The 26,131-nt window shown below is 61.2% G+C and carries 26 protein-coding genes; 16 read left to right on the top strand and 10 right to left on the bottom strand.

Annotated features, from left to right (window positions below; all coding sequences use genetic code 11):
- Positions 1-44: 44 nt before the first annotated feature.
- Both ACILSR_RS16065 and folP read right to left on the bottom strand, forming a co-directional pair.
- A complete protein-coding gene (locus ACILSR_RS16065) occupies positions 45-305 on the bottom strand; it encodes a hypothetical protein (RefSeq protein ID WP_395750805.1) in 261 nt (86 codons plus the stop codon).
- 12 nt (positions 306-317) lie between these two features.
- Positions 318-1,160: a dihydropteroate synthase gene (gene folP / locus ACILSR_RS16060; protein WP_395750804.1), complete on the bottom strand. Its 843-nt coding sequence runs from the start codon at positions 1,158-1,160 to the stop codon at positions 318-320.
- Positions 1,161-1,286: 126 nt separating this feature from the next.
- On the opposite strand from folP, the gene ACILSR_RS16055 reads away from it, so the two are divergent.
- The 7 genes from ACILSR_RS16055 to ACILSR_RS16025 all read left to right on the top strand — a co-directional run bounded on the left by ACILSR_RS16055 (position 1,287) and on the right by ACILSR_RS16025 (position 7,270).
- Entirely contained in the window at positions 1,287-2,768 is a 1,482-nt protein-coding gene (locus ACILSR_RS16055) for a hypothetical protein (protein ID WP_395750803.1), read from the top strand.
- Entirely contained in the window at positions 2,765-3,046 is a 282-nt protein-coding gene (locus ACILSR_RS16050; RefSeq protein ID WP_395750802.1) for an acylphosphatase, read from the top strand. The genes ACILSR_RS16055 and ACILSR_RS16050 overlap by 4 nt, the downstream gene beginning before the upstream one ends.
- Before the next feature lie 15 nt (positions 3,047-3,061).
- Complete coding sequence (locus ACILSR_RS16045) at positions 3,062-3,925, top strand: ABC transporter ATP-binding protein (RefSeq protein ID WP_395750801.1); 864 nt, start codon at positions 3,062-3,064, stop codon at positions 3,923-3,925.
- The gene (locus ACILSR_RS16040; protein ID WP_395750800.1) at positions 3,922-4,845 is read left to right on the top strand and encodes a hypothetical protein; all 924 of its coding nucleotides are present in this window, start codon (positions 3,922-3,924) and stop codon (positions 4,843-4,845) included. Before ACILSR_RS16045 ends, ACILSR_RS16040 begins: the two co-directional genes overlap by 4 nt.
- Positions 4,842-5,633 carry a hypothetical protein gene (locus ACILSR_RS16035; RefSeq protein ID WP_395750799.1) on the top strand — a complete coding sequence of 264 codons (792 nt, stop codon included), beginning with the start codon at positions 4,842-4,844 and terminating at the stop codon, positions 5,631-5,633. The genes ACILSR_RS16040 and ACILSR_RS16035 overlap by 4 nt, the downstream gene beginning before the upstream one ends.
- A gap of 66 nt (positions 5,634-5,699) precedes the next feature.
- Positions 5,700-6,317 (top strand): redox-sensing transcriptional repressor Rex, encoded by a 618-nt coding sequence (locus tag ACILSR_RS16030; RefSeq protein ID WP_395750798.1) that lies wholly within the window; start codon positions 5,700-5,702, stop codon positions 6,315-6,317.
- Between the two features lie 65 nt (positions 6,318-6,382).
- Positions 6,383-7,270, top strand: coding sequence for a YncE family protein (locus ACILSR_RS16025; protein WP_395750797.1), 888 nt, complete (start codon positions 6,383-6,385; stop codon positions 7,268-7,270).
- Here ACILSR_RS16025 and ACILSR_RS16020 read toward each other — a convergent pair.
- The 5 genes from ACILSR_RS16020 to ACILSR_RS16000 form a co-directional block, all read right to left on the bottom strand.
- Positions 7,267-7,842: a hypothetical protein gene (locus ACILSR_RS16020; protein ID WP_395750796.1), complete on the bottom strand. Its 576-nt coding sequence runs from the start codon at positions 7,840-7,842 to the stop codon at positions 7,267-7,269. The genes ACILSR_RS16025 and ACILSR_RS16020 overlap by 4 nt on opposite strands.
- A 153-nt stretch (positions 7,843-7,995) precedes the next feature.
- Positions 7,996-9,510, bottom strand: a complete 1,515-nt coding sequence (gene proS / locus ACILSR_RS16015) for a proline--tRNA ligase (protein WP_395750795.1) — start codon at positions 9,508-9,510, stop codon at positions 7,996-7,998.
- A 43-nt stretch (positions 9,511-9,553) separates the two neighbouring features.
- The gene (locus ACILSR_RS16010) at positions 9,554-9,811 is read right to left on the bottom strand and encodes a hypothetical protein (protein WP_395750794.1); all 258 of its coding nucleotides are present in this window, start codon (positions 9,809-9,811) and stop codon (positions 9,554-9,556) included.
- The gene (locus tag ACILSR_RS16005) at positions 9,808-10,008 is read right to left on the bottom strand and encodes a hypothetical protein (protein ID WP_395750793.1); all 201 of its coding nucleotides are present in this window, start codon (positions 10,006-10,008) and stop codon (positions 9,808-9,810) included. Before ACILSR_RS16005 ends, ACILSR_RS16010 begins: the two co-directional genes overlap by 4 nt.
- Before the next feature lie 76 nt (positions 10,009-10,084).
- Positions 10,085-10,516 carry a hypothetical protein gene (locus tag ACILSR_RS16000; RefSeq protein WP_395750792.1) on the bottom strand — a complete coding sequence of 144 codons (432 nt, stop codon included), beginning with the start codon at positions 10,514-10,516 and terminating at the stop codon, positions 10,085-10,087.
- A 150-nt stretch (positions 10,517-10,666) separates the two neighbouring features.
- Between ACILSR_RS16000 and ACILSR_RS15995 the strand changes: the two genes are divergently transcribed.
- The 8 genes from ACILSR_RS15995 to ACILSR_RS15960 all read left to right on the top strand — a co-directional run bounded on the left by ACILSR_RS15995 (position 10,667) and on the right by ACILSR_RS15960 (position 23,240).
- On the top strand, positions 10,667-11,839 hold the full coding sequence (locus tag ACILSR_RS15995) for a PQQ-dependent sugar dehydrogenase (protein ID WP_395750791.1): 1,173 nt from the start codon (positions 10,667-10,669) through the stop codon (positions 11,837-11,839).
- 104 nt (positions 11,840-11,943) lie between these two features.
- Entirely contained in the window at positions 11,944-12,891 is a 948-nt protein-coding gene (locus ACILSR_RS15990) for a GYF domain-containing protein (RefSeq protein ID WP_395750790.1), read from the top strand.
- A gap of 75 nt (positions 12,892-12,966) precedes the next feature.
- Positions 12,967-16,599 carry a c-type cytochrome domain-containing protein gene (locus tag ACILSR_RS15985; protein WP_395750789.1) on the top strand — a complete coding sequence of 1,211 codons (3,633 nt, stop codon included), beginning with the start codon at positions 12,967-12,969 and terminating at the stop codon, positions 16,597-16,599.
- Positions 16,600-17,012: 413 nt separating this feature from the next.
- Positions 17,013-17,723, top strand: coding sequence for a hypothetical protein (locus ACILSR_RS15980; RefSeq protein ID WP_395750788.1), 711 nt, complete (start codon positions 17,013-17,015; stop codon positions 17,721-17,723).
- A gap of 71 nt (positions 17,724-17,794) precedes the next feature.
- Positions 17,795-18,562 (top strand): DUF4339 domain-containing protein, encoded by a 768-nt coding sequence (locus tag ACILSR_RS15975; protein ID WP_395750787.1) that lies wholly within the window; start codon positions 17,795-17,797, stop codon positions 18,560-18,562.
- 307 nt (positions 18,563-18,869) lie between these two features.
- Positions 18,870-20,441 (top strand): methionine--tRNA ligase, encoded by a 1,572-nt coding sequence (metG, locus tag ACILSR_RS15970; RefSeq protein ID WP_395750786.1) that lies wholly within the window; start codon positions 18,870-18,872, stop codon positions 20,439-20,441.
- A 498-nt stretch (positions 20,442-20,939) separates the two neighbouring features.
- Positions 20,940-22,106 (top strand): glutamine-hydrolyzing carbamoyl-phosphate synthase small subunit, encoded by a 1,167-nt coding sequence (gene carA / locus ACILSR_RS15965; RefSeq protein WP_395750785.1) that lies wholly within the window; start codon positions 20,940-20,942, stop codon positions 22,104-22,106.
- A 390-nt stretch (positions 22,107-22,496) separates the two neighbouring features.
- Positions 22,497-23,240 carry a hypothetical protein gene (locus ACILSR_RS15960; RefSeq protein ID WP_395750784.1) on the top strand — a complete coding sequence of 248 codons (744 nt, stop codon included), beginning with the start codon at positions 22,497-22,499 and terminating at the stop codon, positions 23,238-23,240.
- Positions 23,241-23,257: 17 nt separating this feature from the next.
- Here ACILSR_RS15960 and ACILSR_RS15955 read toward each other — a convergent pair whose 3' ends face one another.
- The 3 genes from ACILSR_RS15955 to ACILSR_RS15945 form a co-directional block, all read right to left on the bottom strand.
- Positions 23,258-24,199, bottom strand: coding sequence for an alpha/beta hydrolase (locus ACILSR_RS15955; protein WP_395750783.1), 942 nt, complete (start codon positions 24,197-24,199; stop codon positions 23,258-23,260).
- A 78-nt stretch (positions 24,200-24,277) separates the two neighbouring features.
- Positions 24,278-24,643 carry a hypothetical protein gene (locus ACILSR_RS15950; protein WP_395750782.1) on the bottom strand — a complete coding sequence of 122 codons (366 nt, stop codon included), beginning with the start codon at positions 24,641-24,643 and terminating at the stop codon, positions 24,278-24,280.
- A 54-nt stretch (positions 24,644-24,697) separates the two neighbouring features.
- Entirely contained in the window at positions 24,698-25,495 is a 798-nt protein-coding gene (locus tag ACILSR_RS15945) for a thymidylate synthase (protein WP_395750973.1), read from the bottom strand.
- Between the two features lie 229 nt (positions 25,496-25,724).
- Here ACILSR_RS15945 and ACILSR_RS15940 point away from each other — a divergent pair, with 229 nt between their 5' ends.
- Entirely contained in the window at positions 25,725-26,129 is a 405-nt protein-coding gene (locus ACILSR_RS15940) for a peptide chain release factor family protein (RefSeq protein ID WP_395750781.1), read from the top strand.
- Positions 26,130-26,131: the final 2 nt, after the last annotated feature.

Here is a 26,131-nt window from a genome sequence, read left to right as displayed (position 1 = left end):
AGGATTGCATGTTAGATCGGTTCGCGTGCCCGAGGCAAGCTTTCTCACCTCCTCCTAGCCAGCCACTCCCACCACTCAATGTAGCTATCAATGGGTTTCTCCATGGACGTGTGATCAGCGAGCCAGATAATTGGGGCATAAAAAGCCTCGACCATGTCCTCCGTCGACCGCCCAACGTTGAATTTGGAAAGGCAGTAAGCGGCAGGACCAATGCTGAGCGCATAGAGCAAAGGCAGCGCCACCAAGATCGCCAAAACGGCCGAATAGTAAGAAGACTGACGAGGGCTCTCGGGTTCGTCATTCATGGCCATCACGGATTACCGTTCCGTTTGCAAAATCGCCTCCATCATCCGCAGCGCTTCGCGGTTCGGCTTCACGTCATGCACGCGGACGATTCTTGCGCCGTGTTCGCGGGCATAGGCGCTGAGGGCGATGGTGGGCCAGAAGCGGTCCTCCATGGCGTCCGAATGCACCACGTGGCCGATGCTCGACTTGCGCGAGATTCCCACCAGCACCGGCCGCAGCCCGCACAGCCGGGGAAGTTCACGCATCAGCGTCAGATTGTGCTCCAAGGTCTTGCCAAAACCGAAGCCGGGATCCAGCACGATGCGCTCCGGATCGACGCCTTCGTTTTGAAGCACGCTCATGCGGGTGGTGAAGTAGTCGCCCACGGCCGCCACCACGTCGTCATACTGCGGGCGGTTCTGCATGGTCTGTGGAGTACCTGTCATGTGCATGACGACGAGTCCCGCCCCGGACTGTGCCGCGACGCGCGGCATGGCGGCATCTCCACGCAAACCGGTGACGTCATTGATGATGTCGGCCCCGGCATCCAGCGCAGCGCGGGCCACCGCCGCCTTCATGGTATCGATGGAAATCAGCGCCTTGGTCTGGGAACGCACGGCACGGATCACGGGCAGCACGCGGCGCAGTTCCTCAGCCTCCTCCACCGGCTCGGCTCCCGGGCGGGTGGACTCGCCGCCGATGTCCAGGATGTCGGCCCCTTCCGCCAGCAGCTTGAAGGCATGCTCCACAGCACGGCCGGGATCGTTGAAGCGGCCGCCGTCCGAAAAGCTGTCTGGCGTGACGTTCACGATGCCCATGATGAGGCCGCGATGGGTGAGATCGAGGTCGTGGTTGCCGAATCGCCAGCGAAACATGGTTGGAGAGGGCGGCTTCGCCCGGTGCTGGGTATGTTGGGTTGGATCAAGCGTGCGCCAAGTGGAAAAGTACGCGGAAAAACAGCGCGCCGTATTGCCCGCGCCGCTTTCCCGCTGCATGGTTTCATGATGAAGATCAACCCGGCCGCCCTGCTTTTTGTCCTCCTCGCGCTCGGGGGTGCGGCTGCCTTTTTGCTGCCGCAGACGAAGCCTGCAAAACCAACGGCTTCCGCAACTCCGGAGAAAACCGCAGCTGCATCCCCCACAAAGTCCGAAGAGGTTCCCAATGCGGCAGCCGACAAGATCGTGGAGGACCTGAAAAAGCAGATCGTGCTGCTGGAAGGGCAGATTGAATATCTTCAGGGACAGAATGACGCGCTGAAAGACGAGAATGCGCAGATGATCCAGAAGCTGGGCATGCTGGGCGCGAAGAACGCACCGAAGATGGATGCGAAAGCCGAGGATGTGGCTCCTGACTTTGTCGGCATGGGACTGGAGATGATGAAGATGCGCAATCTGCGCGCGCTGCCGCTGGTGACCACGGAAGTGAGCCAGATGGAGGTGGAGCTCGTGATCCTGGCCTGGCTGAAACGCCAGCAGCCGAATGATGAAGCCAAAAAATTCGCGCGCGGACTCGCGGCACTGGGCTGGATTCCTGAAGCCATCGATCCCCTTCCGCTACGCGCCGCCATGCTCTCCCGCCAGCTGGGCGGCTGGTATGACGAGGAGTCGGAGACCATGTTCACCATCGATCCCGCCACCGCCTCTGGTCCTTCGATCACCTCCAACGAGCCGCTGGGCATCGCCTTCGGACAGCTGCTGCGCGAGTACGGCGACATCCTTTATCAGCCCCAGCATGGAGCACTGAAAACAGACATGCGGCTGGCCCGCGATTCCCTGATCACCGGGGACGCGGCGCTCACACGCTTCCTGCATTCCCTGCAGAAGCCAGCTTCGGCGCCGAAGGATGATCTGCCGCCTGAAGATCCAGACCATCCGCTGAACCAGGTGCCCATGCCGGCCTTTCTGCGGGAGCTCTATTTGTTTCCGTTCAGCCGTGGATTTGATTTTGCCCAGACCCTGCACAGCGCAGACAGCTTCGCCCAGCTCAATGCAGCTTACAGCCGCCCCCCCGTCAGCACGGCGGAGGTGATCGAGCCGGAAATGTATCTCGATCCGGAGCACCCGGCCACGGTGGAAGTACAACTCGATGACGTTAAGCTCAAAGGCGTGCTGCCCTACCTCGACGACCGTCTTGGCAAGTTTGCCTGCGTGACCGCATTGCGCACCTACAACGACGACGAACCGGCGGCGCTCGGCGCACGCGGCTTGGTGGCAGACCGCCTGCTGGCCTGGACGGCCGATGGCGGTGCCAAGCGCGACCACGCCGCATGGCAGACGCTCTTCATGGACAAGGCCTCCGCTGATGCGTTTTACACGGCAATGCTCAACTGCCTGAAGCAGCGCTATGAAACCAAGGGCGAAAATGAATTTACCGTCCAGGGCCGGTTCGTCAGCCTGCTGAAAAATCGCGATGAGTCCGGCGTGCTGCTGATCGAGGCCGCGAGCGAAGAAGCCAGGGCCGCCTTGAAACTTCTGATCAAATGATGACCGCCAAAAATGTTCTCTACACCGGCCGCGTCCAGGGCGTGGGCTTCCGTTACAGCACCAAGCGCATCGCCTCCGGCTTTGATGTGACGGGCTGGGTCAAAAACCTGCCCGACGGCCGCGTGGAAATGATGGCGCAGGCTTTTGAAGCGGATGAGCTGGAAGCTTTTCTGGAAGACATCCAGCAGAGCAGCCTGGGCTCACACATTAAAGGGCGCGAGGTCAATGCCATCGCCGCAGACCCGAACTTGCGTGGATTCAGCATTCTGCGTGATTAACCTGTCCCAATCTCCATGAGCGCCACGCCCGCAGTTTCCGTCAATCATCTGACCAAGATTTTCAAAGGTCACATCGGCAAAGCCGCGTTTCGTGCGGTGCACGATGTGTCGCTCACCGTGCAGGCTGGCGAAGTCTATGGTCTCATCGGCCCCAATGGTTCAGGCAAATCGACAACGATGAAGGCCATCCTGGGCCTGCTGAAACCCACCGAGGGCAGCACCAGCATCTTTGGCATCCCGAGCACGGATGTGGCCAGCCGCCACAGCGTAGGCTTTTTGCCGGAAAATCCGTATTTCTACAAGCACCTCAATGGCCGCGAGACTCTGCATTTTTATGGCAGGCTGTGCGGCATGAGCGGTGCCCAGCTGAAATCTCGGGCCGATGAAATGCTGGCGCTCACCGAACTGGAAGATGCGGCCACGCGACGCGTGGGCGGCTACTCCAAAGGAATGCTGCAGCGCCTTGGCCTGGCACAGGCTCTCATCCATGAGCCCAAGCTGCTCGTGCTGGATGAGCCCACCGCGGGCGTGGACCCTTCCGGCTCCCGCACCATCCGCGATCTCATCATCGGATTCCGTAAGCGCGGTATCACCGTGCTGGTCACCTCCCATCTGCTGGAGCAGATGCAGGAGGTGTGCGACCGCGTGGGCATCATGGCGCATGGGCGCATGGTGCGCGAAGGCCGGCTGCAGGATCTGATCTCGGTGGAGAACCAGACTGAGATGGTGCTGGAGAATGCCTCCCCTGCCCTGCTGGCCCAAATCGAGGCCTTGATCAAAGCGGAAGGCGGCGAAACACGGCTGCTGCGCAGCGGCAATCCACGCACCACGCTGGAGCGCCTGTTTCTCGCAGCCACGAACGAAGTAAAAAAATCATGAGCACCGCCTCCTCCAGTCCAGCCGCTGTCACCACGGCCCGTGTGAGCTTCTCGCCCTGGCGCGTGTGGACCATGGCGCTTGCCACCATGACGCAGCTCATGCGCATGAAGATCCTGCCTTTCCTGGTGCTGTTCTGCATCCTCCTGGTGGGCGTCAGCTTTGGCTTCTCCGCATTCAATCCCGAGCAGCAGCTCAGCCAGCTCAAAACGTGGTCGCTCGGCTCGCTGCAGTTGTTCAGCATCGTGTTTGGCATCGTCGCCACGGCGCTCCTGCTGCCCAAGGACATCGAGGACCGTACGCTCTACACCATCCTCTCCAAGCCGGTGCCGCGTTTTGACTACCTCCTGGGCAAGCTCTGCGGCGTGCTGCTGCTCATCGCCTCGGGTCTGCTCATCATGGATGCCATGCTCAGCCTCATTCTGTGGATGCAGCAGCACCTGCTCTTTGACGCCGCCATCGCCCACCTGGAGGCCGACAAACAGGCCACGCCTGAAGCTGTGGCGCAGCTGAAGGCCATCGTGGCCAGGCAGGGCCTCACCTGGAACCTCCACTGGGCGGTATTCGCCATCTTCCTGAAGGCCGCCGTGGTCACTACGCTGACGCTGCTGATTTCATGCATTTCGAGTTCGACGCTCTTCACCATCGTGATCGCCTTTTGCATGACCATCATCGGCCATGGTCAGTCGCTGATTCGTGAATTCTTCTTTCAGCCCCACCTGGGCGCGACTGCCAAGCGCATCGCCTCCCTCGCGCTCGCCTCCATTGCCCCTGATCTCGCCCAGTTTGACATTGTGGACAGCGTGGTGAACGGCGAGATCGTCCCGCTGGCCGCCGTGTATGAGATGTCGGGCATCGCCGCGATGTACATCACCGTGTATCTTTTCGTCACCCACCTGGTTTTTGCGGAGAAGGAGCTATGAAACGCAAACTTCAAGCCGCCGCCGTCCTGCTGGTCTTCGGCCTGGTCAAGCTGCCCATCGAGCAGGGAATAACGAAACATCTGCGGGCCATGAAACTCGTGGATGAGCCTCTGCACATGGGAGTGGGAGAGAATATGGGGCAGATGGGGATGGCCGCCGTGCTCGGAGGTTTGCGCGGGCTGGCCGCCAGCATCTTTCAGCTGCGCGCCCATGTGGAATTCACCAACGTGAACTGGGCGCAGGTGGACAGCTACTACCGGCTGGTGACCCGCCTGCAGCCGCGCAATCCCCGCTACTGGGACGAGGCCTCCTGGCACATGGCCTACAATGCGGCCTCCTACTATCTCTACAGTCAGGACCTGAAACCCGCCCTGCGCGGACAGCTCTATGCTGACTATGTCAAGCGCGGCATCGACATCCTGAACGAGGGCCTCACGATCCTGCCGGACAACGCAAGGCTGTGGCAGAAGCTTGGAGACACACACTGGAACCGCAGCAAGGACTTCAAGGCTTCCGGGGATGCCTACTGGAATTCATTTCAGCATGGGGGGCTCAATTACACCGAGCGCTTCGCCGGCTATGCCTATGCGCAGTCCAGTGATCCAGCCTCGTGGCAAAAGGGCTACGCCATTCTAAAAAGGCTCTATGACCAAAAAAAGGCCACTCCTGGGCTGATCGAATTTCTCAAGATGCTGGAGCAAAATCTGAACATTCCGCAGGCGCAGCGCATCCCAGATGCTCCTACTATTCGGAAATCGGCCGACCCCCAGGCGGGACCGCAACGTTAATAGGCTGACACCCTAGCTCGGTTGACATTCGTTGCTTTCGGGTGAATTTTCACATTGTTCCAGCCAATGCCTGCCAAAATAGACATTCCCCGCAAGTCCATCTATCGCCTGTCCATCTATCAGCGCTGCCTTCAGCGCCTGCGTGAAAATCAGGTGGACACCGTGTCTTCTGCGGCCCTGGCCAAGGCTGCCGGGGTGAAGTCCACGCAGTTGCGTAAAGATCTGGCGTACTTCGGCCAGCTTGGCACCCGAGGGCTGGGCTACAATGTGGATGCGCTCAGCGGCACCATCGGCGATGTGCTTGGGCAGAACAAGCTGCAGCCCGTCATCCTGGTGGGTGTGGGCAATCTCGGGTCCGCCCTCCTGCGCTACGGCGGTTTCCGCAAGGAAGGCTTCGAAGTCGCCGCTGCCTTCGACCTGAACCCACGCAAGCTGCCGCAGGTCAATGTGCCCATTCTCGCCATGACCGACATGGCAGAGTTCATCCGGCGCCAGAATGTAAAAATGGCCATCCTCACCGTTCCGGCCAGCAGCGCCCAGGTGGTGGCCAACGATCTCGTGCATAACGGCATCCAGGCCATCCTCAATTTCTCCCCCACCGTGCTTGATGTGCCGGAGCATGTGGTGGTAAACAGCGTCGATCTGGCGGTGGAGCTGGAGAACCTGAGCTACTTCATCCGCTAAGAATGCGTTGAAGCAAAAGCGCCGTCGCGTGCGTTGATGTCGGTCCTACTCAACCGACCACCGCCATGCTTCGCCTTCTCGCCGCTTTCTTCGCCCTCTCCCTTACGGCTTCCGCAGCCCATCCGTTTCTCTGCTGCGACTACGGCGGAGGCAAGGTCTGCGTGGTATCCGCCGAGGGTAAAATCGAGTGGCAGTGGGACTGCAAAAGCCCGCAGGACTGCTGGAAGCTGCCGAATGGAAACTACCTCTTCTGCTTCGTCAGCGGCGCTCTGGAGGTGACGCCCGACAAGAAGATCGTCTGGGAATACAAGGCGCCGACCGATGTGAAAGTCGAAGTGCACGCCTGCCAGCCCCTGCCGGATGGCAAGGTGATGATCGTGGAATGCGGAACGAGCCGCATCATCGAAGTCGATCGCGCCGGCAAGATCGCCAAGGAAATCAAGCTGACCGCAGCCCCCGAGATCAAGCTGCACAACCAGTTCCGCGGCACTCGCAAACTCGCCAACGGCCACTACCTCGTCGCTTTCAAAGGCGAGGAGAAAATCGTGGAACTGGATGGCGATGGCAAAGTGCTGCGCCAGATCAAAGTCCCCGGCGATCCGCATGAAGTCGTGCCGCTGCCGGAAGGCCACCTGCTCATCACCTGCGGAGACGGCCACGAAGTGCGCGAGATCGATGCCAAGGAAAACATCGTGTGGGAGCTCAAGGAGAACGACATCCCCGGCAACACCCTGCGCCTCATGGCTGGCTGCCAGCGCCTGCCGAATGGCAACACCGTCTTCTGCGTCTATCTCGGCCACGGCCACATCGGCGAGCAGGCCCAGGTCATCGAAGTGACCCCGGACAAAAAGGTCGTCTGGAGTGTGGCTGACCACAAACAATTCAAGACCATCAATCAGATCATGCTGCTCGACGTGCCGGGAGATGTGACGAAGGGGGAGATTTTGCGCTAGTTTGTAAACATTCCCACACTCGTCACGGTCCATCTACCATTTTTGCGCACCAAGGTTGGGCCAACAAAGTTGTCAAACATGATCACAAAACCTTCCGCCTCTTTTGTGATCAAATTGATTTGGCCATTCATAGTGTCGAGTGTTTTTCGAAGAATCTGTCTATCTGAGGTTTCGACACTGCCGTCAAAATAAAAACTTCGGCTGGATAAAGCCCGCACAATCTGCACGACGGTTGATGCATCAATTCCATCGTGATGACGAACACGAAACTCCTTTCCATGAATATGAAAGACAGTTTCAGATTTCTCATCGATACCCACAACTTTCATCGGTGACAGCGAGCGAAAAAAACCCTTAGAATAAGGCTTTGTAATTACGGCTTCCTTAAACTCGTGCTTCAAACCATTCACCGTTTCCGAGTCTCTGACCGTCACGTAAAGAAATCCTCGCCGGTCTCGAGAGGCTTCGACGTATTTGCCATCGCGTAATCCGCCACGCAAAGCACGCTGCCTGTACATCTCTTCTTGCTTGGGAGTCAATTTTACAGTGTGATGAACATGGTCAGGATTCATGACGCAAGCCGCCATGAAACCCGAAACAAGACAGATGCTTTGGCACAGTAAACGCCTGAAAGAATTCATAGCTGAATCTTTTCTGCGTATCGTCTGGTCCAGACAAGGAAAAAGTCTGGATCAGAACATCCCATTTGTCAGCCGTGGCCTTACTCAATAACTCCGCGCAAACACCACACGCCGCGTGCTCGGCTTGCCGGTGAGGAAGCATTTCCCTTCTTCGGCAAATTGGTCGCCGTGCGGGATGCAGCGGATGGTCACTTTCATGTCCTTGCTCAGCGTCTCTTCCTCGGCGCTGCTGCCAGCCCAGTGCATCAGGGCAAAGCCGCCTTCGGATTTCTCGTCAAAGAAGGCTTTAAACTCCTCCAGCGTTTCGAGCTTCTTCATGTTCGAGTCCCGCAGCGCGGTGGCGCGGGCGAGCAGGGCGTCCTGGATCTCCTGCAGGCGCTCGGTCACGGACTGGATGAAGTCTTCCTTCGGCACAAATTCCTTGGCCTTCGGGCCTTGATCGCGGCGGCACACGGCCACGCTGCGGCTGGTGATGTCGCGCGGTCCCATTTCGAGGCGCATCGGCACGCCTTTCTTGATCCACTCCCAGTTCTTCGCACCGCCCTGCAGGTCGCGCTTGTCCACGTGCACGCGCAGCGGCTCGCCGGCAAAGGTCTGCGTGCGCAGAGTCTGCGCCAGCGCTTCGCAGGCGTCGATGACTTCCTGGCGGGTGTCTGGCTTCGGCGTCACGGGCAGGATCACGATCTGGTTTGGAGCCACGCGAGGTGGGATGATGACGCCATCGTCATCGCCATGGGCCATGATCAGGGTACCGATCATGCGCGTGCTCACGCCCCAGCTCGTGGTGTAGGCCAGCTGGCGGGTATTGTCGCGGCCAAGGAACTGAATGTTCGCAGCCTTGGCAAAGTTTTGACCGAGGTAGTGGGAGGTGCCGGCCTGGATGGCTTTCCTGTCCTGCACCATGGCTTCGACGGTGAATGTCTGCACGGCACCGGGGAACCGCTCGCGCTCAGTCTTCTCGCCAGGGATCACGGGAATGGCCAGGTGGTTGCGCATGAAGTCCTCATACACCTTGTGCATGGTACGCGTCTCCTCAATGGCCTCCGCCTCCGTCTCGTGCGCGGTGTGGCCTTCCTGCCAGAGGAACTCGGCGGTGCGGAGGAAAAGGCGCGGACGCATCTCCCAGCGCATGACGTTGCACCACTGGTTGATCAACAGCGGCAGATCGCGATAGCTCTCCACCCAGCGGGCAAAGGCGGCACCGATGATGGTCTCGGAAGTGGGGCGAATCACAAACGGCTCGGCCAGTTCGCCGGTGGGGATCATCTTCGTGCTGCCGTCCGGCTGCTTCTGCGCCTCCAGGCGATGATGCGTGACGACCGCGCACTCCGTGGCAAAGCCCTCGGCATGCTGCGCTTCTTTTTCCAGGTAACTCAGGGGGATCAGCAAGGGAAAGTAGGCGTTCACATGGCCGGTAGCCTTGAACTTCACATCGAGCTGGCGCTGAATGTTTTCCCACAGGCCGTAGCCCCAGGGCTTGATGACCATGCAGCCGCGCACCTCGGAGTTCTCCGCCATGTCGGCGGCACGAACGACCTGCTGGTACCATTCAGGAAAATCTTGGGCGCGTGTGGGGGTGATGGCGGTGGCGTTGCTCATGGAATAATTTAGGACGCGCAGGATAGAAGCAAACCGCGGGCGGTCAATGATCGGCTGGCCTGACATCGAGGACCTTCAAGTGCCGGTCGGCGAAGTCCTCCCAATAGGCGATGGCGAAGCCTGCATGGATATGCACATCGAGCCGACGGCCCACGGCGTCACGCTCCTCGTAGTCAGCATATCGCGCCGGATAGCTCGTGATATCCAGAAAGCGCTTCATCAATCGCTTCCGATCCGCCGCCTTGAGAGAGTCAAGAAACACGATGACCTCATGCGCGAGCAGCAGTCGATATTCGATCATGCATCAGCGGCGTATCTCTTGGTCAGCTCCTCTAAAGTCACCCAATGTCCAGGCGTATTGTCATCAATCCTGCGGGCCATTTCCTCCGCGAAGCTTGGTTCGGAAGCCCCCCTGAGCGTCGTCAAGAAGGCTGCCAGACGGCGACGCTCCTGTTCGCCCAGCTTGCGCGCTTCTTCCATGAGGGTTTCCAGACTCATGAGTTAGATTCTATTTCTTTGACCCTTGAAGGCAAATGAAACTTGGGAGGAACTCCGAAGGAGGCCCCACCCAGTTTTAGAAAGTTTCATGTTTGCCTACAATGGTCACTTTTCCAGTCTCGTCGAAAGCGATCCGCGTGTCAGCTTCTGTAGCCCGAACCACCCAATGGGGGCCTTCGACGACTGCCCATCCCTCCAGATAGAGCATGGTTCTCTTAGTTTCGCAGCGGGCCCTGTCTGCGTAGGCATACAGGAACATGGGTTTTTCACCTGGAGGGGGCAATGCGACTTCCAAAAACACCCGGCCAGACATCAACATGCCATTCTCCACATCCAGCCGATGGTCTGCGTGAATGGTGCCGATGCCGGGCAGCTTCAGCGTTTCACGACCTCCGATGCGGCGGGTGGAATAGTCTGGTCTGGGCTCTGACTTGGCTGCTGGCCGAGACGGCAACAGTGCTGGTGAACTTCTACACGCCACAAAGCCCAGGCCGGCTATCAGCAGCATGATTCTGGGCAGATGGCACGCAGCCGGTTTCATAATGTGGCCAGCCTATGAAACCCGTGCCTTGATGACAATTTCGATTCTCCCCGCCCCGCGAAAAAATCTTCATTGCCCTGCAAGACTCGGCCCGCATAGACTGACTATCTCGAACCTATGCGCTCCCTTCTCTGTCTCGCCTTCCTCTCTTCCGCGGCTCTTGCTGCCGACACCCACAAGCTGACCCGTGTTTATGAAAAGCTCCCCACCGAGCGGCCGATCGCGGTGGTGGTGCCGAACGATGGCAGCGGGCGCGAATTCCTGGCGCTGCAGCGTGGCAAAATCCTCATCCTGCCGAAAGACGAAGCAGCCGCCGAGGCGAAGACATTCCTCGATCTCTCCACGCGTGGCATGGAGGCAAAGGACGGCCTTTTTGAAGAAGGACTTAATGGCCTGGCCTTCCACCCGAAGTTCAAGGACAACGGCCTCTTTTACCTCTGCTACACGATGCAGAAGCCCAAGCGCCTCATCATCACCGAGATGAAGGCGAATGGCGACAAAGCCGACGAAAGCACCGAGCGCAGCCTGCTCGAAATCCCGCTGGTGAACTGGAACCACCACGGCGGCAACATCCTCTTTGGCCCCGATGGCTTCCTCTACATCGGCGTGGGCGACAACTCGAAGCGCAACGGCGAGCTCAAGATGTCCCAGCTCAATGCCACGCTCTACGGCAAGATCCTCCGCATCGACGTGGACAATCGCGACTACGCCAAGGCCTACGGCATCCCCGCCGACAACCCCTACGCCAGCGGCGTGAACGCGCTGCCGCAGATCTATGCGAACGGCATCCGCAATCCCTGGGGACTGAGCTTTGACGCCAAAGGCCACCTCTGGTGCGCCGATGTGGGCCAGGATATCTGGGAAGAGATCAACTGGATCACCAACGGCGGCAACTACGGCTGGCAGTATCGCGAAGGCCCTGCCGCCTTCCCGCTGAACACCGACACGCCCCCCGCCGACCTCAAGCTCATCGAGCCCGTCCACGCTTACAATCACGCCGACGGCCTCAGCATCACCGGTGGCATCGTTTACACCGGCAAGGCGCTCCCCGAACTCCAGGGCAAGTATGTCTATGGAGATTTCATCCTCGGCAAAATCTGGGCACTCAAGACGGACGACAGCGGCAAGGAACTGGGCAATGACCTTCTCTACACCAGCCCGCAGACCCCTGCCACCGATCCCAAGAAAAAGCCCACCGTGCTGGTCAAGCCCACCGCCTTCTGCGCCAACGCCGCCGGCGAGATGCTGGTGCTCGACTGGAACGGAGCGATCTACAAGCTGGGCAAGTAGTCAACCGGATGGCACTTTGAGACATCAGGAGAGCGCGGCTGGCAGCCCGCTCTCCCAGTCTGGCTCTTGCTTTTGCCCGGCAACAGCTCCTTGCTGCCAGTTCCATGAATGAATGGTACTACCTGCGCGGCGAGACCACCTTTGGCCCCATCAGCGATGCCATGCTGCACGGCCTCCACAAACGCGGACGCTTGCAGGACGACACCCGTGTTAGGAAGGCGGGCGAGGCGGAATGGACCGCTCTGGGCGGAGTCATCGCAGGCATGCCAGCCCTGCCAGACGCGCCGTCCGAGGCCCCGGCACCGTTCACGAATGCACAGCCTTTCGATGACAGCCAGCCTGCGGCCTCCGCTGTTTACGCACCGCCACAGGCTTCCCTGGACGTGCAGCCGGACCCCAGTCTGCACCCCGCTCTTTGGTTTGGCATGTTCCTCGCCAGCGCGGCGCTGCTCTTTGAGATCCTCAGCTGGTCGATGGTTCTGGCGGGACTTCCCGATGCACTGAATGCGGCCAACGAACAAAAATGGCTGCCAAGATCCCTTTCTTTTTTCTCCGGAGCTGTGGGCTACCAGACCGCCCTGTTCGCAACGCTCTTCAGCGCCATCGCCGTCGCCGTGTGGCAGGGCTGTGCCTTTGCCTCCCTGAAGCGGGTTTATGGAGGAGACATGATCCGCCGCAGCAATGCGTCCGGGCTTTGGTGGTTCGTGCCCATCGCCAGCCTGTTCATGCCGCTGTTCTGCCTGCGGGACCTGCGGCATTACAGTCGCAAACGCCGGGATGTCATCAATGTGCACGTTCCTTTCGGCCCCCTGCTCATTATCATGGAGACGTTGATTCTCATTCACGTCCCCCTGAACCTCATCGGAGCTAAAGAACCCAGCCCTACCGACAGCAGCGGGCATCTCACGCCTTTGGAGCTTGTCTCCGAATGGGCCATTATCATCCTGGCGGTCACGATGCTGACCATCGTCATCCGCAACTTCCTCCAGCAGAGAAATCTCTGCGCTCACTGGCGGGACGACGCCTACTGGCAGGATAAGGCCGGGCAATGACAAGATTTGCAGTGTCTCGCACCACCGGCGAAAGGCCCCGCCCTTCTGTGGCGTAATTCAGGACGCCACCCCTCTATGCTGTCCAAAACCACCCTTTCGCTGACTTGCGCGGCCCTCGCCGCAGTGTCCCTTCGTGCCCAGGATTCTGGGGAGAAGATCACCTACCAGGACCACATCCGCCCGCTGCTGGAGAACAAGTGCTTCTCCTGCCACAACCCGGACAAGAAAAAAGGCGACCTCGACCTGACCAGCTTCGGTGCCCTCATGACCGGCGGCGGCGGTGGTTCCATTGTCGATCCCGGCAATCCTGACAGCAGCCGCATCTGGAGCACTTGCGCCAAGAAAGAAGAGCCCTTCATGCCGCCGGAAGGCGCGCCGCTGGGACCGAAGGATCTCGATCTCATCGCCGCATGGGTCAAAGGCGGCGTGCTGGACACCAAGTCAAGCGTCGCCAAAAAATCTGCCAAGCCGAAGGTGGACATGGCCGTGGCCGTCACCGGTGGCAAGCCGGAAGGCCCCATCGCCAAGCCAGAGCACGTTCTGCTGGAGCCTGTCATCGTCACCCAGCACACCACGGCCATCACCGCCATGGCCGCCAGCCCGTGGACCTCGCTGATGGCGCTGGCCGCGCCAAAGCAGATCCTGCTCTACGACACGGACACAAAGCAGCTCGTGGGCATCTTCCCCTACACCGAAGGCTACGCGCGCAGCCTGCGCTTCAGCCGCAATGGCTCTCTGCTCGTGATGGGCGGCGGCCGCGGTGGCAAGTTCGGCCACGCCGTCGTCTGGGATGTCAAAACCGGCAAACGCATCACAGCCGTGGGAAAAGAGTTCGATCAGGTCATGTCCGCGGACATCAGCCCTGACCACAAGCTCATCGCCCTCGGCAGCCCCTCGAAAAAGGTGAAGGTGTACAACACCGCCAACGGCGAAGAGGAATACGTCATCAACAAGCACACCGAGTGGGTCATGAGCACCGCCTTCAGTCCCGATGGCGTGCTGCTGGCCACCAGCGACCGCAACGGCAACGTCAACGTCTGGGAAGCCGACAACGGCGGCGAATTCTACATCCTCGGCCAGCACAAAGGCTCCTGCGTGGACGTCGCCTGGCGTGCCGACTCCAACATCCTCGCCTCCTGCTCCATGGACGGCACCATCAGCACCTGGGAAATGAATGAGGGCAAGCAGGTGAAAAACTGGGCCGCTCACGGCGGCGGCGTTCAGTCCGTCTCTTTCACACCGGACGGCAAGATCGTCTCCTCGGGCAACGACGGCCTCGTCCGCGTCTGGGATATCAATGGCAACAAGCTCGGCGAAGCCGCCAGCCAAGGCGATCTCGTCACCAAAGTCGTGGCGCTGTTTGATTCCAAATCCGCCATCTCCGCCAACTGGCGCGGAGAGATCAAGATCTGGAACATCGCCGCACCACAACTCGCAGAGACCGGCCAGCTCACCAGCAATCCTTCGCAGATCTCCCAGCGCATCGTGCAGACCGAGCAGCGCACGGCCGAGCTCACCGCCAAGCTGCCCGCCCTGCAGGCTGCCATCAAATCCGCCGAGGCAGATGCCAAGGCACGCGATGAAGCGCTGGCCAAAACCCGTGCGGAAGTTGCCGCCACCGAGGCTCGCAGCAAGAACCTCCCTGGCGAGATCGCCAATGACGAAAAGACCCTTGCCACCTTGAAAGCCGCACGCACCAAGGCCGAGCAGGACAAGGCCGCACGCACTGCCGCCATCAAAGCCTTCGCCGAAAAATCCGCCAAGATCGCCGCGCAGGAAAAGGAGCTCGCCCCTGTCTCTGCAGAGGCTGCCAAGCTGCCCGCCGCTGACAAAGCCGTGGCCGATGCCACCGCAGCGCTCGAAGCAGCCAAAAAAGAACTCGCCGCCAAAGCCGGAGACGCCGCTCTCACAGCCAAGGTCAAAGACAGCGAAGGCAAGCTCGCCGCTGCGAAAGCCGAGCAGCAGAAGATCGCCCCAGCCAAGGCCAGGGCCGATCAGCTTTCCGCCGCACTCGCCAAAGCCAAGGCTGAACTCGGCACCGCCCCTGCTGCGCCTGCGGATCTGGACAAGCTGATCGCGGAAACCGACGCCAAGATTAAAGCCACCGCAGAAGGCATCGCCGCCAAGAAGGCCGAGCTGCCCAAGCTGCCCGCCCTCGTGAAGGCAGGCCCGGATCGCATCAAAGGTGCTGAAGGCAACGCCGCCGCCGGCAAGACCGCCCTCGCCGCAGCCCAGGCCGCCGCTAAGTCTGCCAGCGATGAAATCGGCATCCTGCAAAAAGTTCCCACCGCACTGAAGGCCGCCCAGTTCAATACCGGCGTGCTGGCCGAGAAGGAAAAGCTCGCCAAGCTGGAAGAGGATTTCAACGACTTCACCGAAGCCAAAAAAGATGCGGAAGCCGCCAAGGTCTCTGCCGCCGCACGCATCGAAGAGTCCAAGAAAGCCATCGCAGAATCCACCGCCGCACAGCCTGGACTGGAAGCCGCTCTGAAGAAGCTGCAGGGCGAGCAGGGCGGTCTTGAGACATCCATCAAGCCCACGCGTGATGCCGACGCCGTTGCCGCCGCCAAGGTGAACGAGCAGAAAACCATCATCACCACCAAGGAGGCCGAACTCGCGGCTGCTGCGAAAGCCAAGGACGAAGGCATCGCCGCTGCCAAGAAGGCTGCCGAAGACATCGCCAAGGTCATCGAGGGCAAGAAGAAGAGCCTCGCCGAAGTCGCCGCCAAGCTCGCTGCCCCTGAAAAAGCAGTGAAGGCCAAGCAGGATGCCGTGGCACCGAAGGATGCCGCGCTGGCTGCCGCCAAAAAGGCCCAGGCAGACGCCACGGCAGATCAGACCGCCAAAGCCAAGGCCGAGAAAGATGCGGAAGCCGCGCTGGCCGCCGCCACGACCGCGCAGACCGCCGCTGAAAAGGCCCTGAACGATACCCGTGGCAAAGGAAAGCCCGCCGCCGATGCCGTGGCCGCAGCCAAGAAGGAACTCGCTGCCAAAGCCGGCGATGCCGCCCTCACCGCCAAGGTCGCCGACGCTGAAAAGGCCGCCGCAGACATCGCCAATGCCGTCAAGGCAGCCGAAGGTGAAGCCGCCGCCAAGAAAAACTCCCGCAATGACGCGTCCAAAGCCCGCGATGCCGCCAAGGCCGCCAGTGCCGCCAGCACCCAGAGCGTCAACAAAGCCCTTGCTGCCGTGAAGACTGCCGAGCAGCAGCTGGCCCAGGCCAAGAGCGAACTCGCCACCGCCGAGAAACAGGCCGCTCCGCTGCGCGGCCAGCGCGAAGCTATTCAGAAGGAAATCGAAGCCCAGGGCAAGGCCCTCGCCGAAAAGCAGGCCGCTCCCGCCGCCATCGAGAAAGACTACGCTGCCAATATCGCGCCGATCAATGCCGCCATCGCCGCCGCCAAAACTGCCCTGCCGCCCCTCGAACAAGCCTACGCCGCCGCCCACGGCAAGCTCGATGCCGAGCAGAAGGTTCTCGACGCCAAGAAAGCCGAAGTCGCCAAGGCCAGCGGTGAATTCGAAGGTGCCAAGAAGAAGAAATCCGACGCCGAAGCCACCATCGCCGCCGCCACCAAGGAGATCCCCGAGAAGGACAAGATCATCGCCGAAGCCACCGCCGAACTCGCCAAGCTCCAGCCCCAGCTCGAGCCTATGCGCACCAAGGTGAAGCAGATGAACGACCAGTACCTGACCATGCTGCCGAAGTAGCGCCGGGAATCCTGGGACCGCGGCACTCCGATGCCGCACGGTCTGCAACTCCACCAGCCCCCAAAGGGAGAAAGCACACAATCGTCACCGCCCACCCGAGAGGCATTGGGCGGACTTGGGAATTCTGCGGCCACTCGACCAGAGCGCCCCCCTGGGACCGCGGCACTCCGATGCCGCACGGTCTGCCATTCCGCCAGCCCCCCCCAAGGGAGCAAGCACACTCTCGTTACCGCCCACCCGAGAGGCATTGGGCGGACTTGGGAATTCTGCGGCCGCTCGACCAGAGCGGCATCGGAGTGCCGCGCTCCCAGCTCCGGAGTGCCGCGCTCCCAGCATTGATTCTCGCTCCCAGCATCGCCCCCCAAAAAACATCCCTCCATCTGGGCATGGTCACTGCTGGGAACCGCATGCCCATGAGCGCCTATTTGATCACACGCGAAGGTCAGGACCTTGGCACCTACACCACCTCCCAGATTGAAAAGGGCCTCGAAACCAAGTTTTTTCGCGTGTCTGATCTGGCCTGGTGCGAGGCCGACGGCTGGAAGGTGCTGACGGAAATTGTCGGCTCCGTCCAGGCGCCTGCCTCCATCCAGGCTCCTTCACTCGAATTGGGCCCGGCACTTGAAGAACCTGACATTCCGAAACCAGCGACGCTCAATCCCATCGCCGCCACCATGGTCCAGGCAAGGGCTGCGGCCAGCGCCATGATCACGCCATCCGTGATGTCAGAACTCTCCCGCACCTGGCCGTGGCTGCGGCTCATCTCCTCGGTCATGGCGATCGTTTGTGTGCTGATCATTCTCGCTGGTCTGTTTCTGGCATTCAATGGAGACAGCTCATGGGCCGCTCTGCGGGCGCAGCACCTCAGCAGGGACACGCGGACTCTCCTTGTGGCGGCGGTTTGCACGCTCCTCACCTTTCTCCTTCTTTATCCCGCGCTGAAGCTGAGCAACTACGCCGACAACATCGCCCGGCTGTCGCAAACCCAGTCCCCCGCCGACCTGGCTGTGGCGCTCGCGGAGCAGCGGCGGGTCTGGAGATTCTGCGGCATCCTCACGCTCCTCTACCTCTGCGCAGCTCTGCTGCTTGGCTTCACGACCTTTTTTGCGACGCGGATTCACTGAGCCACCGCCCGCCATGCACTCCAAAAATTCCTCGACATGGGAGGCGGGGCGCTATTAAGAGCTTCACATCCATGAGCGACTACTTAATCACCCGCGACGGCGAGGAACTCGGCTCCTTTGACGCCTCACAAATCCAGGAAGGCCTCAAATCCGGCTACTTTGAGGCGACCGACTGGGGCTGGCGCGAGGGCATGGACGGATGGGTGGCTCTGCCAGAACTCGCCGGCACCACCACGGCCCCCGCCAGCGCTGCCCCCGCAGCTGCCACCCCGCAGACCCGCACCATTGTCGCGCCCGCCAGCGCTCCGCTCCGGAAACCCGCGGCGCCGCAGCCACAAAGCGTCAATCCCTACGCCGCCCCCACCGCCAGTGGGGCAATGCCCCAAAAACCGACCACCGGCGGAGTGCCGTATCCCGTCATCGCGGAACTCACTGGCACCAAGCCTTGGGTGCGGCTGATCTCGGTGCTGATGTGGCTCGTCTGCATTTTCTTCATTGGGGCCGTGCTGGCCATCCTGCTCTTTCAATCCGTCCTTGCCAACGCGTTGTCCCAGCAAGGCACCCATGGTGGCTGGGGCATCGTGGTCGGCACCGCCTTCTTCTATGGCGTGACGGGCATGCTCATCGTGTATCCGACGCTGAAGCTGAGCAATTATGCCTCAAACATTTCCCGGCTCGCGGAATCGCAGTCGTTTACGCACCTCACGAAGGCTCTCGCGGAGCAGCGGCGCTTTTGGAAGTTCTACGGCATCATCATTGTCATCTATATCTGCCTGATCGGATTGTTGATTCTGGTGGCCTTGTTGCTGCCCAGCACCTCCATCGTGCAGCCGCGCTGAGCGCTCCCCTGGGACCGTGGCATTGATTCGCTCTGCTCCCCTTCGGGCTCACTTCGTTCGTCTGTCTCGCCTCGCTCGGCTTCGATGCCGCACGGTCTGCTCCCTCCGCCAGCACCCAAAGGGAGCAAGGACACTTGCGTCACCGCCCACCCGAGAGGCTTGGGGAGGAGGTGTGTTTGAGTGAACGCTGACCAGAGCGGCATCGGAGTGCCGCGCTCCCAGCATCGATCCGCCGCGCTCCCAGCGTATTGCACGCCGCACTTGAATTGCACACGGAAGGGCGGCATGGAAAGGCCCGCGCCTGACCATGAAGCCCTACTACATCACCACCGCCATCGACTACACCAATGCGCCGCCGCACATCGGCCACGCTTACGAGAAGGTGCTGGCGGACGTCATGGCGCGCTTTCAGCGTCTGAATGGACGCGAGGTGTACTTCCTCACCGGCGTGGATCAGCACGGCCAGAAGGTGCAAAAAAGCGCCGACAAAGCCGGGCAGTCTCCGCAGGAATTCGTCGACGGCATCACGCAGCACTTCACCGCGCTCTGGGACAAGCTGAACGTGCGGTACGACGGCTGGGCCGCCACCACCGACATCAAGCACAAGCGCGTGGTGCAGGCCATGCTGCAAAAGCTGCACGACTGCGGCCAGCTTTACAAAAAGAGTTACGGCGGCTTCTACTCCGTGCGCCAGGAGCAGTTCCTCACCGACAAAGAACGCGGCCCCGATGGGAACTTCGGCGAGGAGTGGGGCGAAGTCGTCGAGCTGCAGGAGGAAAACTGGTACTTCCGCCTGAGCGACCACGTGGAGTGGCTGAAAAACTACATCCGTGGCAATCCCGATTTCATCTACCCGCCACATCGCGCCAATGACGTGCTCAATTCCCTCGAGGGAGCCGCGCAGGACCTCTGCATCTCGCGCCCGCTCGAGCGTCTGAGCTGGGGCATTCCGCTGCCCTTTGACGAGAAATTCGTGAACTACGTGTGGTTTGATGCACTGACGAACTACATCAGCTTCGCCGGTTATCTGGCCGATGAAGTGGGCAACGAAGGCCTGCCGCAGTTTGAGAAAATCTGGCCCGCCGATGCCGAAATCATTGGCAAAGACATCCTCGTGCCCGCGCATGCCGTTTACTGGCCCATCATGCTGCACGCCCTGGGTTTCCCGGATGATCAGATCCCCAAGCTCGTCGTGCACGGCTGGTGGAATGTGAAGGGTGCCAAGATGAGCAAGAGCCTCGGCAATGTCATCGACCCAAACGTGCTCGCAGACACCTTCACGCCCGACGGCCTGCGGTACTACCTCATGCGCGACATCGCCACCGGCTACGACGCCGACTTCAGTGGCGAGCGCATCGACATGTCCTACAACAAGGAACTCGCCGGCGGCCTGGGCAATCTCCTCAACCGCTCCATCAACATGGCGCAGAAGTATCGCGCAGGCGTCCTCACACCCGGCGACTACGATGACGAAATCAACCAGTCCCTGCGCCAGACCGTCGCCGAAGCGCTGCCGCTCTACCTTGAAAAGATGAACGGCTGGGACATCCACGAAGGCATCGCCGCCGCGTGGAAAATCGTCACGCATGCGAACGCGTTTGTGGACAGCACGAAGCCCTTCTCCCTCGCCAAAGACCCCGCCCAGGCCGCCCGCCTGGACAGCGTCCTCTACCACCTGGCAGAGGCGCTCACGCATGTGAGCGTGCTGCTCAGCCCCATCATGCCCACCGCCATGGCCACCGCCCGTGCCCAGATCGGCTGGACACTGCCGGACGGCTTCAAGATCAGCGACCTCAAGTGGGGCCTGCTCCCCAGCGGCCACCAACTCGGCGCGCCCGTGCCCCTTTTCCCGAGGCTGGAGACTGAGGAGAAGAAGTGAGCCTCGGCGCTCCGGACGTAGGTTGGGCGTGTTTGGCGTCGAGCTCACACCCACGCCCCACCGCCCTCTCCGCCAAACCGCCCGACTGCGAGGACGTTCGTACGCCGTGGTGCTTGCAGCACGCTCGCAGACGGACGGGATGTCGCCACACCCATCCTACGGCATGGCCTCATTCCTTGCTCGACATCTGGTATCGAGCATCTCCTGGCGTCCGCATGCCCACCGGCCTGCGAGCACTCCACGCTCCCACCCTCGGGCGCTTAGCGGTTTTCACCCCCTTATCCCCACGGCGGAAAGCGGTAGCTCCAGTCGTTCCCCCTTGCGCGACCGCACTCCAAATTCCACCTCCCTTTTTGTGCCTTTTTGCGTCTTTTTGCGGCCACCTCTCCGGCATTCGTCCCTCGGCATTTCCAGCCAATCGGATTTCGTCATTCGTCATTCCTCCCCTTCTCCCTTGCACCCCCCGTCCTTCTGGCTATGACCAGCGTAGCAACCTTGATGAAGAAAGCCCTCCTCGCCCTCGAAGACGGCCGGGTGTTTGAAGGCACGGCGTTCGGCGCCGATGCCACGCACACCGGCGAAATCTGCTTTAACACCTCCATGAGCGGATATCAGGAGGTTCTCACCGATCCCTCCTATCGCGGGCAGATCGTGACCATGACCTACCCGATGATCGGGAACTACGGCGTCAATCCCCTCGACACCGAGAGCGATCAGCCCCACGTGCGCGGCTTCGTCATCGAAGAGCTCTGCGATGTGCCCAGCAACTGGCGCAGCACCCAGAGCCTCGACTCCTACCTCAAGGAATGGAACATCCCCGGCATCCAGGGAGTGGACACCCGCGCCCTCACCAGCCACCTGCGCACTCGCGGAGCCATGCGCGCCGTCATCACCACCACCGCCACGGCGGAGGAGGCCGTGAAGCAGGCCGCCAGCAGCCCCGCCATGGAAGGCAGTGACTACGTCAAGGAAGTCACCACCAAGTCCCCCTACCTCTGGGACCCCGAAGGCACCGAGAGTGGCGACTGGGACATCCCCAGCCCCAGCCAGAACCGCGCTCCCGGAGCCGATGGCCAGGTGCGCCACCCCCTTCCCGAAGCCAAGCACCACATCATCGCCTATGACTACGGCGTGAAGCGCAACATCCTGCGCCGCCTGCGCCAGCAGGGCTTCCGCGTGGACGTGGTCCCCGCCACCACCAGCGCCAAGGACGTGCTGGCCCGCAATCCCGACGGCATCTTCCTCTCCAACGGCCCCGGCGATCCCGCCGCGCTGGATTACATCCACAAGGAAGTGAAGCAGCTCATCGGCCAGAAGCCCATCTTCGCCATCTGCCTCGGCCACCAGATTCTCGGCCACGCCTACGGCGGCAAGACCTTCAAGCTCAAGTTCGGCCATCGCGGCGGCAACCAGCCTGTGAAGGACCTGCGCAATGGCAAGGTGTCCATCACCAGCCAGAACCACGGCTTCGCCATCGATCCCTCCTCGCTCCCCAGCAACGTCGAGGTCACCCACATCAACCTCAACGACGGCACCGTGGAAGGCATGCGCCACCGCGAGGCCCCCGTGCTCAGCGTTCAATACCACCCCGAAGCCGCCCCCGGCCCGCATGATGCGAAGTACTTCTTCGCGGAGTTCGCCCGGATGATCGAGACCGGCAGGTAAGAGCGCAGACAAACGCCAAGGATTGCTCAAGCACCGATCGATGGAGAGCACGGCTCAAGCGGCGCTGGCATGCGCGTAGGACCGTCGTGGCGTAAGCCCGCCCGTCTGCGAGCGTGCTGCAAACACTGGGGGCCTGCGAACCTCCTCGCAGTCGGGCGGTTTGGCGGTGAAGCGATGGAGCATGGAATGTTTTCGACGCCAAACACGGCCGACCTACGATCCAACATGGACCTCCCCGTTTGAAGTCTGGGTGGTTTGTCATAGACCCGTTTTCAATGGTGCGATGTATGACTTCACAGCCCCGCACAACTACCTCTCTCCGCGCCCACCGCCTACCCAGGCGCTCGCGGCCGTATTGACAAACCGCGCCACGCCTGCCGTAATGGCCGGATGCGCTTCCTACGCCCCCTCCTGCTCGCCCTGACCTTCTCGGCAGCCGTGTGTCCCGTCTCTCCCTCCCAGGCCGCTGGAAAAGGGGATGCGGCCACGCAAGCACTCAACGATGCCAAGGACCTCACCCGCGCAGGAGAATACGAGGCCGCACTGGAGCGCCACCAGTGGTATCACGCCAATGCCCTGAGCATCAGTCCCGCGCAATACGGCGTGCGCCTTTCCTTTGCCCTCACCTACTGGAAGCACCTGGGGGAAAAATACCCGCCCGCCATGGCCGCTCTCACCAAGCTGCGCGATGAGGGCACGCAGGCCGCGCTGGAGGGCAAAGCCAAGCCCGAAATCTTTCACGACGTCGTCTCCATCAACCGCACGCTCTCCGATGACGCCGCGTCCGTAAAACTCTTCAAGACCCTGGACGAAAAACAGCCTGCCTTTGCCAGGCAGTGCTTCCGCTTCGTGCAGGACGCCCTGCTCTCCGCCGGCGAGATCGATCTCTTCGCCCGCCACTGCGGCGACACCGCCAAGTTTTTGCAGGGCAAAATCAAAGAGCACCAGCAGCTGATGAAGGCCATTGCAAATAGCCCCGCCTCCGCCACCAGCCGCCAGCACTTTGAAAACAGGCTCGTCACTCTGACTCTCGCCCTCTCCGAGCACGCCGCCGCCCAGGGAGATCCCAACCTCGCCGCCCACCTCAAGCAGATGACCGCCGAAGTCATCCCCGACCAGCGTCTCACGAAGTAGGCATCTACCGCGCCGCCTCAGCGTGCCTTCGGCGCTTTCAGCCGCTCGATGAGATACGCCGCCACGTCCGCGTGCTTCACCTCCGGCGCGCCGGGATAAACCAGCTCGCACGGCACGCTGAGCTTGCGGCACTGGTTCTGCAGGCCCACGCCGAAGTTCGCGCTGTGCGCCGTGCTTTCCTGCGGCTGCCCCATGGCGGGCGGCGTGTTGTAGAGAAGATACACCGGCGGGTCATCCGCCGTCAGCAGCGCATACGGCGAGTATTCCGCGATCCAAGGCAGGATCGACTCCCGCTTGGCCAGAAACTCCGCATACGCGCTCTCATTGTTGCCGCCCTCCCCCTTGAAGCCAAAGGCATGCGCGCCGTAGTTGTTGTTGGGAATCCACTCCCGCATCTGCTGCGGGTCCAGCGAGGTCTGGGCACGGATCACCGCCACGCACCACAGCCGCGTGGACTCCCGCGCCACCGGGTCCGCGCTCTGCGCATCCGCCATGTCCGGATGAAACGCCAGCCACAGCGCGCTGCACGATCCCGCCGAACTCCCCGTCGCGCCGATGCGTGCCTTGTCGATGTTCCACTCCGCCGCCTTGCTGCGCACAAGCTGCAGCGCCCGCGCCGCATCCAGCAGCGGCCCCTGCACCGGCGGCACCAGCCCATCTGCCGCCGCCTCCGGCAGCAGCCGGTAGCCGATCGACACGACCGAGATCCCCGCATCCAGATAAGGCCGCTGCCCATTGAACCCATTCTTGTCCCCGTTCAGCCAGCCCCCGCCATGAATGAAAAACACCACCGGCGTCGGCTTGTCTGACTTCGCCTGGTAAAAGTCCACCTTCTGCTTCACATGCGTGCCGTAGGGCACGTCGGCGAAGGTGGGTTTGAGCGGGGTGGGTTCAGCGGCATTCAGAACCGCGAGTGAACCCAGCAGAAGAGAGGTGAGAACGGAATGGGCGGATTTCATCAGGATGATCGCTCAAGACGAGCAACCATGCCTCAACGGGCCAGATGAATGCCTTTTGTCCGCAACCTGCCCTGCGGGCTATTCGCCTTCGGATTTGGTTACCATTCGTGACTTCAAGTCCACCAGGTACTTCCGCCCATTTTCATCCACGACGAGCAGCTTCCCGCCGACGAGCTTCAATTCTTTGACAAAAACCCACTGCACATCCTGCTCCAGAAGAGGATCGATGGAGATTTTAAACACGGTGACCGACCAAAGTTTTTGACCGCTGGCCACATCCCACGCTTCCACGATGCCGCGTTTACCATCGGTGTTCGGAGCAGTGTAGCGGACGCCTTCATGCACGACAGGGCTCACCTTCTCAACTTGCGCACGTTTGGCATGCGCCGGATTCAGCCCTGACAGCGAAAGCAAGAGCAAGAGCACAAAAAGAAGACGCATCATGCAAGGACGGGGTCGGTTGGATTCAAACCCATGATGCCCTCAAACCGAGGAAAATCACACCGCAATCTCCGCCTTGATCGCCGGATGTGGGTCGTAGCCTTCCAGGGTGAAGTCTTCGTACTTAAACGCATCGATTTCCCGCACCGCAGAGTTCAGCTTCATCACGGGCAGGGCGCGGCACTCACGCGTGAGCTGGAGCTTCGCCTGATCGAGGTGGTTCTTGTAGAGATGCAGGTCGCCGAAAGTATGTACAAACTCGCCGGGCTGCAGATCGCAGACCTGGGCGACCATCATGGTCAGCAGGGCGTAGCTGGCGATGTTGAAGGGCACGCCGAGAAAGAGATCCGCGCTGCGCTGGTAGAGCTGGCAACTCAGCTTGCCGCGATCGACGAAAAACTGAAACAGGCAGTGGCAGGGTGGCAGCGCCATCTTTTCGATGTGCGGCACGTTCCAGGCGCTGACGATGTGCCTACGACTGTACGGATTTGTTTTGATGCCGTGGATCAGGCGGGCGATCTGGTCGTGCGTCTCGGCCTCAGGGGCCCCCTGCCAGCGACGCCATTGGGCGCCATAGACGGGGCCGAGGTCGCCGTTTTCATCGGCCCATTCGTCCCAGATGGTGACCTTGTTGTCCTGCAGGTACTTCACATTGGTGTCGCCTTTGAGGAACCACAGCAGCTCATGAATGATGGAGCGCATGTGCAGCTTCTTGGTGGTGACGAGCGGGAAGGTGGTGCTGAGATCGTAGCGGCTCTGCTCGCCAAACACGGAGTACGCGCCGGTGCCCGTGCGGTCCTCACGGTAGCTTCCGTGTTCGAGCACTTTGCGCAGCAGGCGGTGATATTCTTCCATCGTCCAGCCATAGCGGGGCGCGGGCAGGATGCAAAGGTTTCGGAGAGTGGGAATGCCGGAGGGGTGGCCGCAAAAAGACGCAGAAAACACAAAAAGCCGGAGTTCATGAGCGGACCCCCGTTCACTCAATCCATCACTCCCCCTTTTGCGGCTTTTTGCGCCTCATTGCGGCCATCTCGTCCCCCGCATCCCCAGTTGCACGCCCCCTCCCCTGCCCCGATGTTCCCCCATGGCCGACCTGCCTGATGATCCCACCCTGCGCGCCCGCATGCAGAAACTCCGCATTCGTGAGGAGGATCTGGAGGAGTCGTTCATCCGCGGCGGCGGCGCGGGCGGGCAGAAGATCAACAAAACCAGCTCCACCGTGGTGCTGCACCACGTCCCCAGCGGCATCGAGGTGCGCTGCCAGCGCGAGCGCTCGCAGTCCCAGAACCGCCTCATCGCCCGTCAGGATCTCTGCGACCGCCTGGAGTCCGTGTTTCAATCCGCGCAGCTCGAAATCCAAAACGACCGCGAAAAACTCCGCCGCCAGACCCGCGCACGGCCGCGCGGGCTGAAGCGGCGGTTTGTCGCAGGTAAAAGACACCGGGCGGGCATTAAAGAAGGGCGCGGCAAGGTGGGTGGGGACGAGTGAGC

Origin of the sequence: Prosthecobacter sp. (genome assembly GCF_044222565.1) — a bacterium.
GTDB lineage: Bacteria > Verrucomicrobiota > Verrucomicrobiia > Verrucomicrobiales > Verrucomicrobiaceae > Prosthecobacter.
Note: the sequence above shows the minus strand (reverse complement) of the source record. Positions and strands in the feature narration are given on the sequence as shown.

Bases quoted from the DNA above. Each gene is read 5' to 3' on its own strand.
- ACILSR_RS16065 (WP_395750805.1), bottom strand. From the start codon at position 305: ATGAATGACGAACCCGAGAGCCCTCGTCAGTCTTCTTACTATTCGGCC.
- folP (WP_395750804.1), bottom strand. From the start codon at position 1,160: ATGTTTCGCTGGCGATTCGGCAACCACGACCTCGATCTCACCCATCGC.
- ACILSR_RS16055 (WP_395750803.1), top strand. From the start codon at position 1,287: ATGATGAAGATCAACCCGGCCGCCCTGCTTTTTGTCCTCCTCGCGCTC.
- ACILSR_RS16050 (WP_395750802.1), top strand. From the start codon at position 2,765: ATGATGACCGCCAAAAATGTTCTCTACACCGGCCGCGTCCAGGGCGTG.
- ACILSR_RS16045 (WP_395750801.1), top strand. From the start codon at position 3,062: ATGAGCGCCACGCCCGCAGTTTCCGTCAATCATCTGACCAAGATTTTC.
- ACILSR_RS16040 (WP_395750800.1), top strand. From the start codon at position 3,922: ATGAGCACCGCCTCCTCCAGTCCAGCCGCTGTCACCACGGCCCGTGTG.
- ACILSR_RS16035 (WP_395750799.1), top strand. From the start codon at position 4,842: ATGAAACGCAAACTTCAAGCCGCCGCCGTCCTGCTGGTCTTCGGCCTG.
- ACILSR_RS16030 (WP_395750798.1), top strand. From the start codon at position 5,700: ATGCCTGCCAAAATAGACATTCCCCGCAAGTCCATCTATCGCCTGTCC.
- ACILSR_RS16025 (WP_395750797.1), top strand. From the start codon at position 6,383: ATGCTTCGCCTTCTCGCCGCTTTCTTCGCCCTCTCCCTTACGGCTTCC.
- ACILSR_RS16020 (WP_395750796.1), bottom strand. From the start codon at position 7,842: ATGAATCCTGACCATGTTCATCACACTGTAAAATTGACTCCCAAGCAA.
- proS (WP_395750795.1), bottom strand. From the start codon at position 9,510: ATGAGCAACGCCACCGCCATCACCCCCACACGCGCCCAAGATTTTCCT.
- ACILSR_RS16010 (WP_395750794.1), bottom strand. From the start codon at position 9,811: ATGATCGAATATCGACTGCTGCTCGCGCATGAGGTCATCGTGTTTCTT.
- ACILSR_RS16005 (WP_395750793.1), bottom strand. From the start codon at position 10,008: ATGAGTCTGGAAACCCTCATGGAAGAAGCGCGCAAGCTGGGCGAACAG.
- ACILSR_RS16000 (WP_395750792.1), bottom strand. From the start codon at position 10,516: ATGCTGCTGATAGCCGGCCTGGGCTTTGTGGCGTGTAGAAGTTCACCA.
- ACILSR_RS15995 (WP_395750791.1), top strand. From the start codon at position 10,667: ATGCGCTCCCTTCTCTGTCTCGCCTTCCTCTCTTCCGCGGCTCTTGCT.
- ACILSR_RS15990 (WP_395750790.1), top strand. From the start codon at position 11,944: ATGAATGAATGGTACTACCTGCGCGGCGAGACCACCTTTGGCCCCATC.
- ACILSR_RS15985 (WP_395750789.1), top strand. From the start codon at position 12,967: ATGCTGTCCAAAACCACCCTTTCGCTGACTTGCGCGGCCCTCGCCGCA.
- ACILSR_RS15980 (WP_395750788.1), top strand. From the start codon at position 17,013: ATGAGCGCCTATTTGATCACACGCGAAGGTCAGGACCTTGGCACCTAC.
- ACILSR_RS15975 (WP_395750787.1), top strand. From the start codon at position 17,795: ATGAGCGACTACTTAATCACCCGCGACGGCGAGGAACTCGGCTCCTTT.
- metG (WP_395750786.1), top strand. From the start codon at position 18,870: ATGAAGCCCTACTACATCACCACCGCCATCGACTACACCAATGCGCCG.
- carA (WP_395750785.1), top strand. From the start codon at position 20,940: ATGAAGAAAGCCCTCCTCGCCCTCGAAGACGGCCGGGTGTTTGAAGGC.
- ACILSR_RS15960 (WP_395750784.1), top strand. From the start codon at position 22,497: ATGCGCTTCCTACGCCCCCTCCTGCTCGCCCTGACCTTCTCGGCAGCC.
- ACILSR_RS15955 (WP_395750783.1), bottom strand. From the start codon at position 24,199: ATGAAATCCGCCCATTCCGTTCTCACCTCTCTTCTGCTGGGTTCACTC.
- ACILSR_RS15950 (WP_395750782.1), bottom strand. From the start codon at position 24,643: ATGATGCGTCTTCTTTTTGTGCTCTTGCTCTTGCTTTCGCTGTCAGGG.
- ACILSR_RS15945 (WP_395750973.1), bottom strand. From the start codon at position 25,495: ATGGAAGAATATCACCGCCTGCTGCGCAAAGTGCTCGAACACGGAAGC.
- ACILSR_RS15940 (WP_395750781.1), top strand. From the start codon at position 25,725: ATGGCCGACCTGCCTGATGATCCCACCCTGCGCGCCCGCATGCAGAAA.